Here is a 17,421-nt window from a genome sequence, read left to right on the forward strand (position 1 = left end):
TCAAAAGCCGTACAGCCTGGCCGGATTGTCGACGAGTATCCTGTCGCGGACGGCCGCCGTGGGCGCCCAGTCGTCCAGCAGGTTGAGCATGGCAGCGTCGTCGGGCTTATCGCCCGCCTTCTTGGTTGGATGCGGCCAGTCGCTGCCCCAGACCATGCGCTCGGGCGCCAGGCCTATCAAGGCTCGCGCAACCATGCCGCTGTCGGACAAATCCGGTTTCTGGCTGGTGATGTAGGCGCCGGACAGCTTGAACCAGGCCCGGCCGCTGTCCAGCAAGCCGGCATACAGCGCGAAAGCCGGGTGCCTGAGGCCCTGCGGCTGCGGCAACTGGCCCATGTGGTCAACCACCAGCGGGCATGCCAGGCGCCCCAGCGTGTCACCCGCTGCCAGCAGCTTGTCCGCCGTGCCGTTGATCTGCATGTGCCAGCCCAATGGCGCAATGCGTTGGCCCAGCGGCTCCATCATGTCCGCCGTGATGCCGACCGGAAAACTCAGGTTGAAACGGACGCCGCGCACCCCCGCCGCATGCAGGGCCTGCAGCTGCGCATCGGTCACACTGGTGTCCACAACGGCGACACCGCGCGATGCCCCGCCAAACGCCTTGAGCGCGTCGGCCAGCAAGCGGTTGTCCACGCCATAGGTGGACGGCTGCACCATCACGTTGCGCTGCAGGCCCAGGCGCTGCTGCAGCAAGCGGTAGCCGGCCACGGTGGCGTCATCGGGCAGCAGCGTGGCCGAGGGATGGGCCGGGTAACGCCGGTCGTAAATATGGTGGTGGCAGTCGCAGGCCAAGGCGGGCATGGCAAAGCGCGGAACGGCCGATCCCGCGGAATGCGGCACCGGTGTGGGCTGGGGTTTGGGCGGCTCCGCAGCGGGCGATGTTGCGGTGGCGGCACAGCCGCCCAGGCCGGCCAGGGACGCAGCGGCGCCAAGGCCGGCGACAAACCGGCGGCGGCTTGCTTCAAGTGCGGAAAGCGGCAATGAGGTCATGCGGGTCATCCGTGTTGTTGGGGACTCAGTCCGCCTTGAGGTTCAGTTCTTTCGCCACCTGGCTGTAGGTCGCCACCTCACGCGCCATCTGGTTCGCAAAGGCCTCGCCGCACAGCGGCTGGGGCACCATGCCGAGCGAGCGCAGTTTTTCGGAACCGGCGGCCGAAGCGGCGTACGCCAGCGCCTCGCGCTGCAGCAGCTTGACCACGGCCTCGGGCGCGGCGGCCGGGGCCAGCAGGCCATACCAGGCGTCGGCGGCATAACCCTTGACACCGGCTTCGTCAAAGGTGGGAACACCGGGCAACTGCGCCGAGCGCTGGCTGCTTGCAATGGCCAGCGCCGTGAGCTTGCCGGACCTGATCATCGGCAGCACCGAGCCCAGCGTGGCAAACGAGGCGTCGACCTGCCCGGCCATCACGTCGGCCACGGCGGGTGCGGCGCCCTTGTAGGGAATGTGCGTCAGCTTCACGCCCGCCTGGCGGGCGAAAACCTCGCCGGCAAAGTGCACCGAGCTGCCTATGCCCGGTGAGGCATAGGTGATGGCCAGCGGGCTGGCCTTGGCCTTCTGCACAAACTCCGCCAGCGTCCTGGCGCCCAGCGAAGGTCCCACCACCAGCACCGTGGGTGCCGATGCCAGCATGCACACCGGCTTGAAGGACTTGAGCGCGTCAAACTTGACCCGGCCGCTGTAGAGCGCCGGAATCATGGTGTGGTTGGTGGCCGCCAGCAGCAGCGTGTGCGCATCCGCCGCATTCGCCACGGCTTCCGCCGCGATGATGGTGTTGGCGCCGGGCTTGTTGTCCACGATCATGGGCTGGCCCAAACCCTTGGCCGCGTGTTCGGCAAAACTTCGCGCCACGATGTCGGTGGGGCCGCCGGCGGCAAAGCCGATCACCAGCCTGACCGGCTGCACCGGCCACCCAGGAGCCTGCGCCCGCGCCGGCGCCGCGCCAAAGACCCAGGCTATCAGGCAGCCTCCGAGGAAGAACCGGCGCAGCATTTATTGCTTCTCGATATCCGCGGCTGCCGCCACCTTGGCCCATTGCTGCGTGCTGTCACGCAACATCTTTGCGAAGACCGGGCCGCCCACGCTGATCGGAACCGCGCCGAGGTTGTCGGCAAAGGTCTGGAAATCCGCCGAAGCCATGGCCACCTCGATTTCCTTTTGCAGGCGGGCCATGACAGCCGGCGGCGTGCCTTTGGGTGCCCACAGGCCGGTGAAATTGATGACACCGTATTGTTTGAGCCCGAGCTCCTTGAAGGTGGGCACATCGGGCAGGGCCTTCAGCCGCCTGTCGCCGCTCACGGCCAGCAGGCGCATCTTGCCGCCCTTGACCTGGTTCATGACACCGGGCGTCGAAGCCATCTGGAAATCGATGGTGCCCGACAGCAGGGCCAGCGTGGCCTCGCCGGCGCCCTTGTAGGGAACATGGGTGATGTCTATCCTGGCCGCGCTGCGCAAGGCCTCGGTGGCGAAATGCGGCATGGAACCGGCACCACCCGTGCCGTAGTACAGCTTGGAAGGGTTGGCCTTGGCGAAGGCCAGCAGCTCCTGCAGGGTCTTGAACTTCGAGTCGGCCGCCACGGCCAGCGTCACCGGCGCGAAATTGAAGCCGGCGACCGGCACCAGGTCCCGCTCGTAGTCCCACGGCAGCTTCTTGAAGACGTGGGGCAGCATCGAGTAAGTGGTGTCGTTCGCCAGCAGGGTGTAGCCGTCCGCCGGCGACTGGACGACTTGCGAGGCGCCTATGGTGCCGGTGGCACCGGCCTTGTTCTCCACGAAGAAGGACTGCCCTGTTTGTTCGGTGAGCTTCTGCGCGATCTTGCGCGTCACCTGGTCCACCGCGCCGCCGGGCGGGTAAGGCACGACGATCTTGACGGGTTTGGCGGGCCAGGCGGATTGGGCCTGCACCAAGGCAGGCATGAGCGCCAGGCCGGCCAGCGTGCAGCCGGCCAGGGCGGCCCGGCGGGTGAAAGTCAAAAACATGTCTGTCTCCTTTTTTTGTGAAATCAACAATCAGTCCAAAGTAATTCCGGCGGCGCTGATGACGCGGGCCCACTTGGTCGTTTCGGCAGCCGTGAACCGGGCGAACTCGTTTCGGCTGCTGCCTATGGCCTCGGCGCCGTTGGCAGCCAGCCGCTGGCGGATATCAGGCAAGGCCATGACCGCGTGCAGTTCGGCCTCCAGCCGGTCCAGCACGGCTTTGGGCGTGCCTGCCGGCGCCCACAGGCCGTTCCATTCCTGCGCGTCAAATCCCGGCAAGCCGGACTCCGCCACCGTGGGCAACTGTTTGACCAGCTCCGCTCTTTTGGGCGAAGTCACGGCCAGCGCGCGCAGCTTGCCGCTCTTGACCAGGGGGTAGGACGCGGGCATGGCCGAGAACATCAGGTCCACCTGTGCGGCCATCAGGTCAGTCAAGGCAGGTGCGCCACCGCGGTAAGGGATGTGGGTGATGAAGAGCTTGTGCCCCTGCTTGAACAGCTCGCCGGCCAGGTGCTGCGCGCTGCCGTTTCCCGCCGAGGCGAAAGACAGCTTTCCAGGGTTGGCCCTGGCGGCCTTCAACAGGTCGGCCATCGTCTGGTAGGGTGAGTTGGCCGGCACCACCAGCAGCATGGGCACCTGCATCAGCAGGGACACCGGCACCAGGTCCTTGGCCGGGTCAAACGGCATGCGCCCCTGCAGGCTGGGATTGACGGTAAAGCCGGTGGCATCGAGCAGCAAGGTGTAGCCGTCGGGGACAGACTTGGCGACAGTCGCCGCGCCTATCGCGCCATTCGCGCCAGGGCGGTTGTCAACGACGACCTGTGTCTTGAGCCGTTCGCCCAGCGCGATGGCGACCAGGCGCGCCGTCTGGTCGGCCGCGCCGCCCGCGGGGTAAGGCACGACCAGCTTGACCGGGCGGTCGGGCCAGGCGGCCTGGGCCCGGGCACTGAAGGTGATGAAGTTGCCGGCCGCCAGGGCGGCGGCGGCAAGGGCCAGGCGGCGGCGGTGTCCTTGAAATTTCTGTGGCATGTCTGTCTCCGTTTATTTATTTATGGGTTTGCTGCGCCTGCCCTATACCGTCGCGATGGGGGTGGCCGGTGACCCCACCGCCCCCGGCAATCGCAGCGGCGGCGCGGTCAGCAGGAAGCGGCTGCGCCCATGGGCACGCAGCCAGCGTGCGAGTTCGGTGAGGTACCAGAGCTCGCCCAGGTGGATGCCGTTCTTGAACAGGCAGTGCTCGTGCAGCGGCAGGCGCGCTTGCCGCAGCGGCGTGCCGGCTCGCGCCGCGCCGGCCAGCTTGGGTAGCACCAGTTCCACCGCCGGGTTGTCGGCCAGCAGGCAGGCCAGGCGGGTGTCGGTGATCCAGTTGAGCAGCCTGGCGTCGTGGCCGTCAAGGCCGCTGCCGCTGGCGTGCAGCTGCGCCACATCGGGCTGCCGGTTCATGGCCAGCAAGGTGTCCGCAAAACCGGTGTGCAGGCACACCATGTCGCCCGCTTCCACCTCCACGCGGTCGGCCTCCAGGACGCGCATCAGCGCGTCATAACCGATCGCCCGCCGCTGGCGGCCCACATGGTGCTCAAGGTCTATCATCACGCCCCGGCCCTGCGCGCCATGTTCGGCCAGCACGGCAATGCTCAAGGCATCGGCCCTGGGCTCCGGATAACGCGCCCAGGGTTCGGCCGGCTCCGGGTCTTCCACACCGGGACGGATATGCTCGCCGGCGCGAAAACCGTTGTAAAACACCGCCTCGGCTACGCCGTCCCCATCGGCGTCAAAATGGCTGCCCACGTGCGCGAAGCTGTCCCACTGCGTGGAGTACTGCAGGCTCATGAGCACCACATCGTCGTTCACCACATCGCTGAGCTCGGGGTCTTCCGACTGGTAGGACCAGCAAAAGCCCTGCTGCCCAGCGCTCTGGCCGTCGCGCAGCACGCTGTAGCGGCGCGGCGGCAGGCGGCGCGGATTCATGCGCTGGCCGCCGGGCACATCGAGCGGCAGCGAAAGGCAAAAGGTCTTGCCCTCGCGCACTTCAGCGACGCCTTGCAGCACCTTGGCGGCATCCACAAGATTCATGCGGCCGCGCTGGTCGTCGGGGCCGAACTCGCCCCAATGGCTGCCGGGTGGCGCGTTTTTCCAGCGTTGGCTTGCCATGGTGCCGAGTCTCAGGCCGCGACGGGTGAACGGCTTTGCAGCACCGCCAGCGTGTTGTGCGCGGCGGCGACGCCCATGTTGACGTAGGCATCGCTGGTGACGCCGCCTATGTGCGGGCTGAGGATGAAACCGGGCTGGTGGTGAAAGATGTGTGGTGCCGTCATGGGCTCCACTGCAAAACTGTCGAGCGCGGCCATGCCGACCTGGCCCGACTGCACAGCCGCCAGCAGCGCGGGCTCGTCAACCAGCCCGCCGCGCGCGGTGTTCACCACGATCACGCCTTTTTTGCACTGCGCCAAGGTGTTCGCGTTGAGCAACTGCTTGTTGTCGGCCGTCAGCGGGCAGTGCAGGGAAATGGCATCGGACTCGCGCCAGAGCGTGTCCAGGTCGATGGGCTGAATATAGGCGGGCAGATTCTTCGCAAAGGGATCGAAGCCCAGCACGCGCATGCCCATGGCGTCACACATCTTCGCGAAGCGCAGGCCTATGGCGCCCAGGCCGATCAGGCCTATGCTGCGCCCGCCCAGCTCCATGCTCTTGTGCGTGGCCTTGTCCCAGTGGCCCGCGTGCATGCGGGCGTTGAGCTGAACCACCGACTTGGCGCAGGCCAGCAGCAGGGCCAGCGCCTGCTCGGCGACCGCGGCCGCGTTGGCGCCCACGGCAGCAGTGACCGCTATGCCGCGCGCGGCCGCCGCCGCCTTGTCGATGGTGTCCGTGCCGCTGCCGTGTTTGGAGATGACTTTGAGGGCCGGCGCGGCATCCATGACCTCGGGCGTGATACTGCTGTAGCGCACGATGATGGCCACCGGGTTGTGGCGCCTGCACAGGGCCACCAGGTCGTCCACCTGCGGCGCCCTGCCGGCATAAACAACCTCAAAGTCCTCGAGCAAGGCCAGCGCCTGGGGGGCCAGGTCGGCGGCGGTGACCAGGATGGCGGGCTTGGCGCTCACAGGCTTTCCCCCGCTTGCAGCACGCCGGCGGCCACCAATGACTCATTCAACCAGGGCGCGCTGGTTTTGCCTTCCTTGATCTGGGCGATGCGTTTGGCCTCGGCCACCACCTTGTGCGCCGCCAGCGGCAGCAGCGATTCAATCTTTTCGCGCTCGACCACGACCACGCCGTCGCCGTCGCCGCAGATGAAGTCGCCGGGATGGACCGTCACGCCGCCCACCGACACCGGGTGGCCGATGCGGCCGCCGGCCTGCTTGGTCGGGCCGTTGGGATTGGTGCCGACCGAGAACACCGGGTAGTCCATCTCGTCGATCTCCAGGCTGTCGCGCACCGCGCCATCGATCACCACAGCGGTCAGCCCCAGTTGCCGGCATGCCGTCATCATGATGGTGCCCATGAGTGCGCTGGTCTGGTCGCCTTTGCCGTCGATCACCAGCACGTCGCCCGGCCGGGCCAGCGCCATGGCGGCATGAATCATGAGGTTGTCGCCCGGACGGACCTCGACGGTGAAGGCCGTGCCGGCGAACTTCATGCGCGGGCGCAGGGCCTTGATGCGGCCGTGCAGTGCGCCGCGCCGGCCCGCCACGTCGGCCAGGATGGCGGGCTGGTATTGCGCGGCCTGCGCGACGATGTCGGCGGGTACGCGGTCGAAGTTTTTAATGATGTCGCGCTGGTTCATGGGTGTGTTCAATAAGAAGTGTGGGAAAAAATTTGCTAGCGTGCTCAGTCCAGCTTGGCGCCGGATTCTTTGACGACCGGTGCCCAGCGCGTGATTTCGGCCTTGATCAGCGCGCCCAGCTGTTCGGGCGTTCCACCCAGCACGGCGGCGCCCTGGTCACCGAGTTTTTTCTTGACGTCGGCGGTCTGCAGCGCCTTGTTGAGTTCGGTGTTCAGGCGCAGCACGATGTCCCTGGGCACGGCCGCGGGGGCCACCACGCCAAACCAGGTCACCGCCTCGAAACCCTTGTAGCCCGACTCGGCCACCGTCGGCACCTGCGGCAGGTCGTCCACGCGCTTGAGAGACGTGACGGCGATGGCGCGCATCTTGCCGTTCTTGATGTGGCCCAGCAGCGTGGGCACCGATGACATATACAGCTGCACCTGGCCGCCTATGACGTCGGTTGCCGCCTGGGCCATGCCTTTATAGGGCACGTGGATGAATTTGACCCCGGCCGTCTTCTGCAGCAGCTCGCTGGCCAGGTGGGCCACGGTGCCATTGCCGGGGGACGCGAAGTTGAGGGACCCAGGTTTGGCCTTGCTGGCGTTGACCACATCGGCCAGCGTTTTGTAGGGTGAGTCGGCGGCCACCACCAGCACCAGCGGCGCGCTGGCCACCAGGCCGACCGGCGCCAGGTCCTTGACCGGGTCGTAGGGCATCTTGCTGTAAAGCGCGGGGTTGATGGCCAGGTTGCTGGTTTGCCCCAGCGCTAGCGTGTAACCATCGGGGGCCGCCTTGGCCGCGGTATCCACACCCAGGTTGCCGCCGCTGCCGGGCCTGTTGTCGATGACAAAAGTCCAGCCCAGCGTGGTGGACAGCTTTTGGGCCACCTCCCGCGCAATGATGTCCGTGCCCCCACCCGCCGGGAACGGCACGACCAGGCGGATCGGCTTGTTGGGGTAGGCCTGCTGGGCCAGCGCGGGAATCGCCAGGATGGCAAGCAGGGCAGCCAACAGGCCGCGGCGCAGAAAAATCATGAAATGTCTCCGTTGTTATGAACTCGCCCGCAAATTGTCATGCAACGTTCCGTTTGTTAAAATACAGTTTCATCTGTCGCAACGAACTCCATGGCATGAACCCATCCTCGCCCAGCACCCCCAGGCCGGCGGCCGATGAAGAATCCACGGGTGTCAGCGCCGTCACCCGCGCGCTGCGGCTGCTGGAGGCCTTCGGCACCAGCGATGCCCAGCTGACCCTGGCTGAATTGAGCCGCCGCACCGGGATGCACAAGACCACGGCGCTGCGCATCGCCCGCACGCTGGCGACGGACCATTACCTGGTGCAAAAGGAAGACGGCAGTTGGCGGCTGGGCCGGGCCGCCGGCTGGCTGGGCGCCTGCTACCAGGCAACCTTCAATGTGCATGAAGTGGTGGAGCCCGTGCTGCGGGAACTCACCATAGAGACCGGCGAAAGTGCCTCGTTTTATGTGCGCGAAGGCAACCAGCGCACCTGCCTGGCCCGGGTTGACGGGCCGCGCACCATCCGCCACCACGTGCGTGTCGGCATCGGGCTGCCGCTGGACCTGGGCGCGCCGGGCCGGGTGATACTGGCCTTTTCGGGCGAGCCCGGCGAGCCCTATGAAACGATCCGGCAGCGCGGCTACCACCTGTCGCTGGGCGAACGCGAACCGGAGGTGTCCAGCGTGTCGGCGCCGGTGTTCAGCATGGGATGGCGGCTGCTGGGCTCGGTCTGCATTTCAGGGCCCACCTCGCGCCTGACGGAGCCGCGCCTGAAGGAGCTGGCCCAAACCGTGATCCGGGCGGCCAACCAGCTGTCCTATGCGCTGGCGGGAAGCCGCAACCCCAAGGAACCCGGGCCAACCGCCGTTCCCGCCGCCTGGCACCCTTGATCGTCTTATGCCCTGGTAATTGGAAGAATTACCCGCATTTACATCCCGGAAACCAACGGCGCCCGAACCAAACCCGGACGCCGCGCTCATACTGGGGACCAAGGGTTATTACTTATTAGCCTTGCGCTATCCGAGTCATTGAACCTATTGCTTAGCACTCTCTCTAACAGAGTGCTAATATTTAGCACTAGAGAAAAGGAGTTCTGCAGTGTCATATGCTCTTTCCCCCCAATCGCTGACCGCTGCCGTGGCCGTGCCCCCATCGGGCGCCGTCGCAGCCGTCAACCCTTGGTCGCTGGTTCCCCCACTGGGCAACCTGGACGCCTATATTTCCGCCGTCAACCGCCTGCCCATGCTCACCCTGGAGCAGGAGCAGGAGTACGCCAAAAACCTCAAGGAAAACAACGATCTGGACTCGGCCGGTAAGTTAGTGCTCTCTCACTTGCGCCTGGTGGTATCGATTTCGCGCAAATACCTGGGTTACGGCCTGCCGCACGGCGATCTGATCCAGGAAGGCAATATCGGCCTGATGAAGGCTGTCAAGCGCTTCGACCCGGACCAGAACGTGCGCCTGGTGAGCTATGCCATGCACTGGATCAAAGCCGAGATCCATGAGTACATCCTGAAGAACTGGCGCATGGTCAAGGTCGCCACGACCAAGGCCCAGCGCAAGCTGTTTTTCAACCTGCGCTCCATGAAGCAGGGTTTCAAGGACGACGCCGACGTGGCGACGCACCGCGACACGCTGACCGAAGGCCAGATCGACTCCATGGCCAAGACGCTCAACGTCAAGCGCGAAGAAGTCATCGAGATGGAGCAGCGCATGTCGGGCGGCGACGTGCTGCTGGACCCCAGCCCCGGTGATGACGGCGAGGACGCTTTCGGCCCCATCGCCTACCTGGCCGACGCGACGCAGGAGCCGACCGCGCTGATGGAATCGCGCCAGCGCGACAACCTGGCTTCGGACGGCATCACGGCCGCGCTGGAAGAACTGGATCCGCGTGCCCGGCGCATCGTGGAAGAGCGCTGGCTCAAGGTGAACGACGACGGTTCAGGCGGCATGACGCTGCACGACCTGGCTGCCGAGTACAAGGTCAGCGCCGAACGGATTCGCCAGATTGAAGTGGCGGCCATGAAGAAGATGAAAAAGGTGCTTGCGGCTTACGCATAAGCGAAGACGCATAAACCCGGCGCGGCAGCCTGCGCCGTGCTCCCCAAAAGCCCGCCCCCTCCCAGGTGCGGGCTTTTTTGTGGGCCGTGGCAGCCTCTTTTAGGTTCCTGCGGCAATAAATTACCGTTGCGCGCGCACGCCACTTGGCCGGGGCGCGCCATGCCGGTGCAAATTTAAAAAGCTTTTGCCCGCGCGCAGTCGCACAATGAAATTGTGCTGATTTTTCACGCGCTCACCGGCAAGCCCGGACGCTTTCAGCAGTTCGTGCGCGCCATCCTCTGCGGCAAGGGCATCAGGGGAAGAGTGCTGGCGGCATGCCTGCTGGCCGCCATGCCGGGATGGGCGCAGCAAGGCGCCGACGCGCGGCTGCCGGTGCTTCAGCTCAATGCGCCCGACGGCCAGATCGAGCTGGCCGAACACAGCCAGTTCTGGATCGATGCGACCGGCATGGCCGTGCTGGAACAGGTGGAAGCCTGGGAGTACGACCTGCCGTTTGCGATGCGCCCGGCCGGCCACAGCGCCATGCTGGAGGGCCAGGTGATGTGGATACGCTTTAACGCCATGCAACCCGACCTGTCGCAGCGCTGGGCGCTGGAGGTGAGCAGCGCGGGCGTGGACCGCGTGAGCCTGCATTACCGCGACGCCGCCGGGAACTGGGTCGAACAAAAGGCGGGCGACAGGATTCCGGTAAGCCAATGGCCGCGCCCCGACCGCTTTCCGGTCTTCGACCTGGACAGCGAGCAGACCCGGCCGGTCACCTATTTCATACGCATAGAGCAGGCGCGCAGGCCGTTTTCAGCGCCGCTCTATATCTACAAGCACCAAGCCCTGCTGGCGCAGCGCATGCAGGAGCAGTTTCTGCTGGGCGCCTACTTCGGCCTCGCGCTGCTGATGGCTCTGGTGGCCGCCGCCAATGCCGTGGCATTCAGGGACAGGAGTTTTGCGGCCTATGCCGTTTACATCGCCGCGCTGGCGGCGGCGCAAGCCGCACTGCTGGGCATAGGCGGGCAATACCTCTGGCCGGACTGGCCGACATGGAACGACCTCTCGGCCTTTCTGCTGCCGGTGCTGGCAACCTGCAGCGGCCTCTGGTTTGCCCGTGTGGTGACCCGCCCGCGGCAATTTTCGGCCATGCTGGACTGGCTGTCGCTCAGGCTGATCGCCGTGTTGGCGCTGCTGACGCTGCTGGACACGGCGCTGCCGACACGCGCGGGCTTTATCGCCGTCACGGCCCTGATCGTTGCGGCCCTGGTGCTGATCTGCGTGATGGTGTTCATCGCCTGGCGAAGCGGCGAGCCCACCATGCGCTGGATCGCGCTGGGCTTTGTGCCGGTCGCGGTCGCTGTGCCTTTTCCCATACTGCGCGACCTGGGCCTGATCCCGACCAGCTTCCTCACCCAGTACGGCCTCACCCTGGGCGCGGCCCTGGAGACGCCGCTGCTGTTTTACGGCCTGCTGCGACGGGGCGCGCAGCGCCGCGAAGCCCGGGCGCGCGCCGCCGCGCTGGCGCAGACCGAGCCACTCACGGGCCTGAGCAACCTGCACACCTTCGAGGCGCGGCTGCAGGAGGCCTTGCTGCGCTCCAGCCGCTACAGACACCGCAGCGCGCTGCTGATGATTGAACTCTCCAACCACGGCTGGTTCGCCAGGGAGCACGGGCGGCAGATCGCCGATTACGCGCTGGTGCTGACGGGCTCATGCCTGCGCAAACTGGCGCGCGACATTGACATCGCCGCGCGCGTCGGTGACAGCGAGTTTGCCTTGTTGATAGAAGGGCCGGTGACTGCCGCGCAGGCCGTAGCCGCAGCCACCCAACTGGTGGCGCGCGCGCTGCAACCCTCGGATTTATTGCCGGTGGGCTCGCACCTGAAGCTGCACGTCGCGATCGCCATGGTGCCGGACGCGCATTGCGGCACGCAACCGGACGCGGCGCTGCACGTAGCCTATATGCTCAAGTCACTTCACGAAATGCCTGCCGACACCCGCAAGTCCATCAAGACGGTGAACTTTTAATCAGACCGCTCAGGAATTCTTGAGCAGCAGGCGAATGTCGGACGCCAGCGCTTCCGCGCCACCGCCGTAGCGGTTGTACAGGCGTATGCGGCCTTTGCCGTCGAAGACATAGCTGCCCGCGGAGTGGTCCATGGTGTAGCTGCCGGGGGTCTTGCCGTCGACCTTCTTGTAATAGACCTTGAAGTCCTTGGCGACTTCCGGCAGCTGGGCCATGGTGGGGCGCAGCGCCAGAAAGCCCGGGTCGAAGTTGGCCATATAGGCCTTGAGCAACTCGGGCGTGTCGCGTTCGGGGTCGACGGTGATGAAGATGGCCTGCAGCTTGTCGCCGTCGGGGCCCAGCAGCTTCTTGACCTGGGCCAACTCGGCCATGGAGGTCGGGCAGACATCAGGACATTGCGTGAAACCGAAAAAAACCACGACCACCTTGCCGGGGAAATCTTTCAACGTGCGCATCTGGCCGTTGTGGTCGGCCAGCGTGAAGCCCTGGGCATAGTCGGCGCCGGTCAGGTCTATGCTTTTGAACTGCGGCTTGTCGGGCGCGCAGGCCGCCAGCAGGCCGGCCGTGGCCGCAAGCGCGGCGGCACCGGCCAGGGTTCGAATCGCGCCGCGGCGTGTGGACGGCAAGGTGTTGGGGGTTTTCATGCGGTGTCAGACAAGGTAGTGGTCCAGCAGCAGCGCCGCGAACAAGACCGAAAGATGGATCAGCGAAAAACGGAAGGTCTTGCGCGCCAGCGCATCGGAGTAATTGCGCCACAGGCGCCAGCCGTACCAGCTGAAGCCAATGCTCAGCGCAACGGCCGCCACCAGGTAAAGCCAGCCGCTCATCTTGAAGATAAAAGGCATCAGGCAGGCGGGAAACAGCACCAGCGTATACAAAAACACCTGCAGGCGCGTGAACTCATTGCCATGGGTGACGGGCAGCATGGGCAGGCCGGACTTGCGGTAGTCCTCGACGCGGTACAAGGCCAGCGCCCAGAAATGCGGCGGCGTCCAGAGGAAGATGATCAGGAACAGGATCAGCGCCTCGGGGCCGACGGAGCCCGTCATCGCGGCCCAGCCCAGCACCGGCGGCATGGCGCCCGAGGCGCCGCCAATCACGATGTTCTGCGGCGTCATGGGCTTGAGGATCACGGTGTAGACCACCGCATAACCGATGAAGGTGGCAAAGGTCAGCCACATGGTGAGCGGGTTCACCCACACGTACAGGATCCAGGAACCCAGCGCGCACAGCGCGGCCGAAAACGCCAGCGTGAGCGGGTTGCTGAGCTCGCCCTTGGCCGTGGGGCGCCAGGCCGTGCGGCGCATGCGCGAATCGATCTGCTGCTCGACCAGGCAGTTAAAAGCCGCGGCGGCGCCGGCGACCAGCCAGATGCCGGCGCAAGCGATGAGCGCCAGCCTGATGTCGGACCAGGTGGGAACGCCGGGAACGGCCAGCACCATGCCGATCAGCGCGCAGAACACGATGAGCTGCACCACACGCGGCTTGGTCAGCGCATAGAACTGCGCGAACTTCGACGGAACGTGGGGCGCGGCGGAAGCCGGGGCGGCGGACGGAGTACTGGGGTTCATGGGGAGTCGCTAGGCATTCAATTTTGACGCATGTGGCGCAGAGGGCCCGCCGCGGCCGGAAAAGACCACGCCGCCGAGCAAAATGACCAGGGCCGCGGCGCCGCCGGTGTGCATGACGGCGGCCAGCAAAGGCCAGCCCAGCACGACGTTGCTGATGCCGGTCACGGCCTGCAGCACGATGAGCCCGGCCAGCCAGCGCGCAGGCGCGCGAAACGCCGGCACGCGGTGCAGAAAGAAAGCCAGCGCCAGGAACACGGCAAACACCAGGTAGGCCGTGAGGCGGTGCACATAGTGGATGGCGGTGAGCGCCTGGAAGCTGATGTTGGCGCCGTCGTGGCCCGCGCCCAGCTCGCGCCACAGCGTGAACCCCTGGCGAAAGTCCATGGCCGGCCACAGCGAGTTCTGGCAGCCCGGAAAGTCGGTGCAGGCCAGCACCGCGTAGTTGGTGCTGACCCAGCCGCCCAGGGCAATCTGCAGCCACAGCAAGGCAAATGCAGCCAGTGCGGCCAGGCGCAGGCCCTTGCCCAAACCCTGGGCCGGCGGCGCCTGCAGCCCGGCATAACGCAGCGACTGCGCGCGCAGCAAGGCCAACAGCACCAGGCCGCCCAGCAAGTGCATGGTGACGATGGCCGGGAACAACTTCATGGTGACGGTAAGTGCGCCAAATGCGCCCTGCAAACACACCCACACCAAGGTCACGGTGGGCCACCAGGGCGAGACGGCTATGCGCTTGCGCTCCAGCCAGCTCGTGACCGTGAGCGTGAGGATCAGCACACCGACGCCCGTCGCGAGATAGCGGTGGACCATCTCGATCCAGGCCTTGGAATGCGTGACCGGCCCGGTCGGCATGGCGGTCTGCGCGGCCTCGATATGCATTTGCGCGCCCACCGGGCTCGCGCTGCCGTAGCAGCCGGGCCAATCAGGGCAACCCAGGCCGGAATCAGTGAGCCGAGTAAAGGCGCCGAAGATCACCAGGTCAAAAGTGAGGAACAGCGTGACCAGCGTCAGCACGCGCAGGCGCTGCGCCACCGGCGCGTTCTTGTTGTGCGCCCACACCCAGGCCAGCGGCCCGAGCGCAACCACCAGGCCCATGATCATCAGGCGCAGGGCGGGGCTCAGGTCGTAGAGATTTTGTGGATTCATGTTTAAAGCTAAGCACTCACTGCTATGCGCACCGGGATTTCAGTCCAGCATGAGCCGTGGAACCGGCTTTGCCGGGCCACAGGCGGGCGGCCCCCTCGGGGGGGCAGCGTATTACACGCAGTGAAAAGCGTGGGGGCCACTATCGGCCTTCTTTATCCCAGCTGCTGGAGGCGCGCAATAGTCGCTCCAGGTCGCGTTTGGCCTTGGCTGCGGCGCCGGTATCCATGTCGGCCGGGAAACGCATCATCCAGTTGCCTATGGGATCGACCAGATAGAGGTGGTCTTCCAGGCGCTTGCCAACGGCCGGCTCCAGCCACTGCGCGAGTTCGGCCGGCGCCACGCGCAGCACGGCCGAGGAGGCCAGTGCCGGCAGCAGGGCATCACGCACAGGCGCGTCGTCGGCGACCAGCCAGACGCGGTCCACACGCTCTTTGTCCTTGCCCAGCGACTCGCGCAGCTGGCGCTGGAAATACAGGTTCTGCTCGCAACGCGCATCACAGGCGCCGCCGGCCACGCTGATCAGCAGCCACTGGTTCTTGAGCTCCGTCAACGTGCCGGTGCGGCCATCGAGCGCGCGTGTGGCCAGCGGTGGCAACGGGCGCTGCGGGTCTATCAGCTCGCCGAAGTTGCGACGGCCTTCAGGCCGGACCACGTAGTAAGTGAAATAGGAGGCGACCACCGGAGCGGCGCACACCAGCAGGACGGCCAGCATCTTCCAGCGGCCGGCGACGGTGTTCGGCTCGCGCGTGCTGGACTGGTCCAGCACAGGCATGGCGTGCACGGTCAGGCCCAGGGGCTGGTCCTGCGGGGCGGGCACGGCGGCGGCGTTGGGAGAGGTATCAGGCGTAGTGGTCACGGCAGTTGATCGCGGCTTGTTGGGCGGCGTGAGTGGATACGGGCACGAAATGGAAGAACCAGCTGAAACCAGCCATAAAGAATGAACACCAGGGCGCACAGGCCGAACCACTGGAAGGCATAACCATAATGCTTGTCGACGCCGAGATTGGGGGCGGCCCATTCGCGCAACAGGCCTTCGCTGGCCGCACCGGTCTGCAGCAGGGAGACCTCCAGCAGCGGCAGGCCGGTTTGCGCCCGGTAGGCCGGCAAGTCGAGATTTTGCCGTATCCGGCCCGTCTCTATGCCCTGGAACTCATAAAGCCTGGAGGGCGAGGCGGCGAGGCGGCCCTCCACGGTGACAGTGCCGGCGGGCGTCGCCACCTGCGGCAGGCGCGTACGGTCGGCGAAATCGCGCGGTACCCAGCCGCGCTGGACCACGATGGCCTGGGCGCTGCCTTCCAGCACCAGCGGCGTGAGCACCACAAAACCGGTCTTGCCGGCCATGGGACGGTTGTCGAGATAGACCGTGTGTTCCGGCCGCCAGTTGCCCTTGAGCACGGCCGGCCTGTGTATCTCGTCCGCCATGTTCGGGGCGGCGAGCAGCGCGCGCGCATCGAGCGCAGGCAGGCGGCCCTTGGACTCGACGGCGACCTGCAGGGCTTCCTTCTGCGCGGCGCGGCGCAGCTGCCACTGCCCCAGCGAGAAGGTGGTGCCGGCCGCCAGCACGGCGGCCGCAGTCAGCAGCCAGAAGCGCGGGGAATGCAAAACCGGTGTCATGCGTCGATAATCCTGTTCATGAACTACCTCGTTGCACTGGCGTTTATCGCCATCCTGGCCAGCCTGGCTTCCGCGCTTTTTTTCATGCTCAGGGGCAACAGCAGCGGCGACAACAAGGACGGCAAGCGCAAAGCCAGCAATATGGCGCGCGCGCTGGCCTTCCGTATCGGGTTCTCGGTGCTGCTGTTCATCTGCATTCTGGTCGCCTGGAAACTCGGTTATATCCAGCCTACCGGTATCCCAGTAGGTAAATAGACGCCACTCTCATTGGCGAAATAAAGAACAAAGGCCGCATCAAGCGGCCTTTGGTTGAGCGGCCTTAGCCGCGATTGGTTCCTGAGACCAGGTTCTTAGAGCCAGTACACCAGGATGTACAGGCCCAGCCACACCACGTCCACAAAGTGCCAGTACCAGGCGGCGCCTTCAAAGCCGAAGTGCTTTTCAGGCGTGAAATGGCCTTTTTGCAGGCGCAGCGTGATGAACAGCAGCATCAGCATGCCGACGAACACGTGAAAGCCGTGGAAACCCGTGAGCATGAAGAAGGTCGAGCCGTACACGCCGGACGACAGCTTCAGGTTCATCTCATGGTAGGCATGGAAGTACTCATAGCCCTGCACGAACAGGAAGACCACGCCGAGCAGAACCGTTGCCCACATGAAAGCGATGGTGCGGGCGCGCTTGCCTTCGATCAGCGCATGGTGGGCGATGGTGATGGTGACGCCGGAGCTCAGCAGCAGCGCAGTGTTGACCGTCGGCAGGGAGCCCATGATGCTGGCCCAGATGCCGCCGCCAATGGCCAGCGGCTTCATGGCGGTGAATGGCTCGATGATGTCAGCGGGCGAAGCGGTCACGCCGGCGGCCAGGCTGGGCCAGACGGCCTTGAAGTCGGGCCAAAGCAGGGCGTTGTCCAGGCTGCCCAGCGCGGGCAGCGAGTGCGCGCGGGCCCACCACAGGGCGGTGAAGAAGGCGCCGAAGAACATCACTTCCGAGAAGATGAACCAGCTCATGCTCCAACGGAAGGACATGTCGATCTTGCGGCCGTACATGCCGCCTTCGCTTTCGGCGATGGACTGGCTGAACCAGCGATACAGCGTCGTCAGCCACCAGATCATGCCGAAGGCGACCGACCATTTGCCCCAGTCGTGGCCGTTGATCCATTGGCTGGCACCGAGAATGACAAAAAACAGGCCGATAGACGCCATCACCGGATGGCTCGATGGGCTGGGAACGAAATAGTGGGGGGTAGACCCGTGGGTTGCTGATGACAT

At 65.6% G+C, this 17,421-nt stretch carries 18 protein-coding genes; 4 read left to right on the forward strand and 14 right to left on the reverse strand.

Going from position 1 to position 17,421, the window contains the following annotated elements; all coding sequences use genetic code 11:
• The 8 genes from ACEN8I_RS00680 to ACEN8I_RS00715 are packed head-to-tail and all read right to left on the reverse strand — an operon-like array spanning position 1 to position 7,771.
• The gene (locus ACEN8I_RS00680) at positions 1–990 is read right to left on the reverse strand and encodes an amidohydrolase family protein (RefSeq protein ID WP_413325241.1); all 990 of its coding nucleotides are present in this window, start codon (positions 988–990) and stop codon (positions 1–3) included.
• A gap of 25 nt (positions 991–1,015) precedes the next feature.
• The gene (locus ACEN8I_RS00685) at positions 1,016–1,990 is read right to left on the reverse strand and encodes a Bug family tripartite tricarboxylate transporter substrate binding protein (protein WP_413325243.1); all 975 of its coding nucleotides are present in this window, start codon (positions 1,988–1,990) and stop codon (positions 1,016–1,018) included.
• On the reverse strand, positions 1,991–2,977 hold the full coding sequence (locus ACEN8I_RS00690) for a Bug family tripartite tricarboxylate transporter substrate binding protein (RefSeq protein ID WP_413325245.1): 987 nt from the start codon (positions 2,975–2,977) through the stop codon (positions 1,991–1,993).
• Between the two features lie 30 nt (positions 2,978–3,007).
• On the reverse strand, positions 3,008–4,003 hold the full coding sequence (locus ACEN8I_RS00695) for a Bug family tripartite tricarboxylate transporter substrate binding protein (RefSeq protein ID WP_413325248.1): 996 nt from the start codon (positions 4,001–4,003) through the stop codon (positions 3,008–3,010).
• Between the two features lie 42 nt (positions 4,004–4,045).
• Complete coding sequence (locus ACEN8I_RS00700; RefSeq protein WP_413325250.1) at positions 4,046–5,125, reverse strand: cyclase family protein; 1,080 nt, start codon at positions 5,123–5,125, stop codon at positions 4,046–4,048.
• 11 nt (positions 5,126–5,136) lie between these two features.
• Positions 5,137–6,075, reverse strand: coding sequence for an NAD(P)-dependent oxidoreductase (locus ACEN8I_RS00705; RefSeq protein WP_413325252.1), 939 nt, complete (start codon positions 6,073–6,075; stop codon positions 5,137–5,139).
• Complete coding sequence (locus ACEN8I_RS00710; protein WP_413325254.1) at positions 6,072–6,755, reverse strand: RraA family protein; 684 nt, start codon at positions 6,753–6,755, stop codon at positions 6,072–6,074. Before ACEN8I_RS00710 ends, ACEN8I_RS00705 begins: the two co-directional genes overlap by 4 nt.
• Before the next feature lie 44 nt (positions 6,756–6,799).
• Positions 6,800–7,771 (reverse strand): Bug family tripartite tricarboxylate transporter substrate binding protein, encoded by a 972-nt coding sequence (locus tag ACEN8I_RS00715; protein ID WP_413325256.1) that lies wholly within the window; start codon positions 7,769–7,771, stop codon positions 6,800–6,802.
• A 95-nt stretch (positions 7,772–7,866) separates the two neighbouring features.
• Here ACEN8I_RS00715 and ACEN8I_RS00720 point away from each other — a divergent pair, with 95 nt between their 5' ends.
• The 3 genes from ACEN8I_RS00720 (at position 7,867) to ACEN8I_RS00730 (ending at position 11,827) form a co-directional block, all read left to right on the forward strand.
• On the forward strand, positions 7,867–8,643 hold the full coding sequence (locus ACEN8I_RS00720) for an IclR family transcriptional regulator (RefSeq protein ID WP_413325259.1): 777 nt from the start codon (positions 7,867–7,869) through the stop codon (positions 8,641–8,643).
• A gap of 208 nt (positions 8,644–8,851) precedes the next feature.
• A complete protein-coding gene (rpoH, locus tag ACEN8I_RS00725; RefSeq protein WP_074576556.1) occupies positions 8,852–9,814 on the forward strand; it encodes an RNA polymerase sigma factor RpoH in 963 nt (320 codons plus the stop codon).
• 213 nt (positions 9,815–10,027) lie between these two features.
• Positions 10,028–11,827, forward strand: a complete 1,800-nt coding sequence (locus ACEN8I_RS00730) for a 7TM diverse intracellular signaling domain-containing protein (RefSeq protein WP_413325261.1) — start codon at positions 10,028–10,030, stop codon at positions 11,825–11,827.
• Positions 11,828–11,836: 9 nt separating this feature from the next.
• On the opposite strand, the gene ACEN8I_RS00735 is transcribed toward ACEN8I_RS00730, so the two are convergent.
• The 5 genes from ACEN8I_RS00735 to ACEN8I_RS00755 all read right to left on the reverse strand — a co-directional run bounded on the left by ACEN8I_RS00735 (position 11,837) and on the right by ACEN8I_RS00755 (position 16,153).
• Positions 11,837–12,469 (reverse strand): SCO family protein, encoded by a 633-nt coding sequence (locus ACEN8I_RS00735; RefSeq protein ID WP_413325263.1) that lies wholly within the window; start codon positions 12,467–12,469, stop codon positions 11,837–11,839.
• A 6-nt stretch (positions 12,470–12,475) separates the two neighbouring features.
• A complete protein-coding gene (cyoE, locus tag ACEN8I_RS00740; protein ID WP_413325265.1) occupies positions 12,476–13,396 on the reverse strand; it encodes a heme o synthase in 921 nt (306 codons plus the stop codon).
• Between the two features lie 9 nt (positions 13,397–13,405).
• Positions 13,406–14,539 carry a COX15/CtaA family protein gene (locus ACEN8I_RS00745; RefSeq protein WP_413325267.1) on the reverse strand — a complete coding sequence of 378 codons (1,134 nt, stop codon included), beginning with the start codon at positions 14,537–14,539 and terminating at the stop codon, positions 13,406–13,408.
• A 139-nt stretch (positions 14,540–14,678) separates the two neighbouring features.
• Positions 14,679–15,395 carry a hypothetical protein gene (locus ACEN8I_RS00750; protein ID WP_413325269.1) on the reverse strand — a complete coding sequence of 239 codons (717 nt, stop codon included), beginning with the start codon at positions 15,393–15,395 and terminating at the stop codon, positions 14,679–14,681.
• A complete protein-coding gene (locus ACEN8I_RS00755; protein WP_413325271.1) occupies positions 15,392–16,153 on the reverse strand; it encodes an SURF1 family protein in 762 nt (253 codons plus the stop codon). Before ACEN8I_RS00755 ends, ACEN8I_RS00750 begins: the two co-directional genes overlap by 4 nt.
• Positions 16,154–16,171: 18 nt before the next feature.
• Between ACEN8I_RS00755 and ACEN8I_RS00760 the strand changes: the two genes are divergently transcribed.
• Positions 16,172–16,408, forward strand: a complete 237-nt coding sequence (locus ACEN8I_RS00760) for a twin transmembrane helix small protein (RefSeq protein WP_413325273.1) — start codon at positions 16,172–16,174, stop codon at positions 16,406–16,408.
• A gap of 95 nt (positions 16,409–16,503) precedes the next feature.
• Here the strand turns inward: ACEN8I_RS00760 and ACEN8I_RS00765 are convergent, their stop codons facing one another.
• A complete protein-coding gene (locus ACEN8I_RS00765; RefSeq protein ID WP_413325275.1) occupies positions 16,504–17,421 on the reverse strand; it encodes a cytochrome c oxidase subunit 3 in 918 nt (305 codons plus the stop codon).

Origin of the sequence: Polaromonas sp. CT11-55 (genome assembly GCF_047303325.1) — a bacterium.
In the GTDB taxonomy this organism is placed as follows: Bacteria; Pseudomonadota; Gammaproteobacteria; order Burkholderiales; family Burkholderiaceae_C; genus Polaromonas.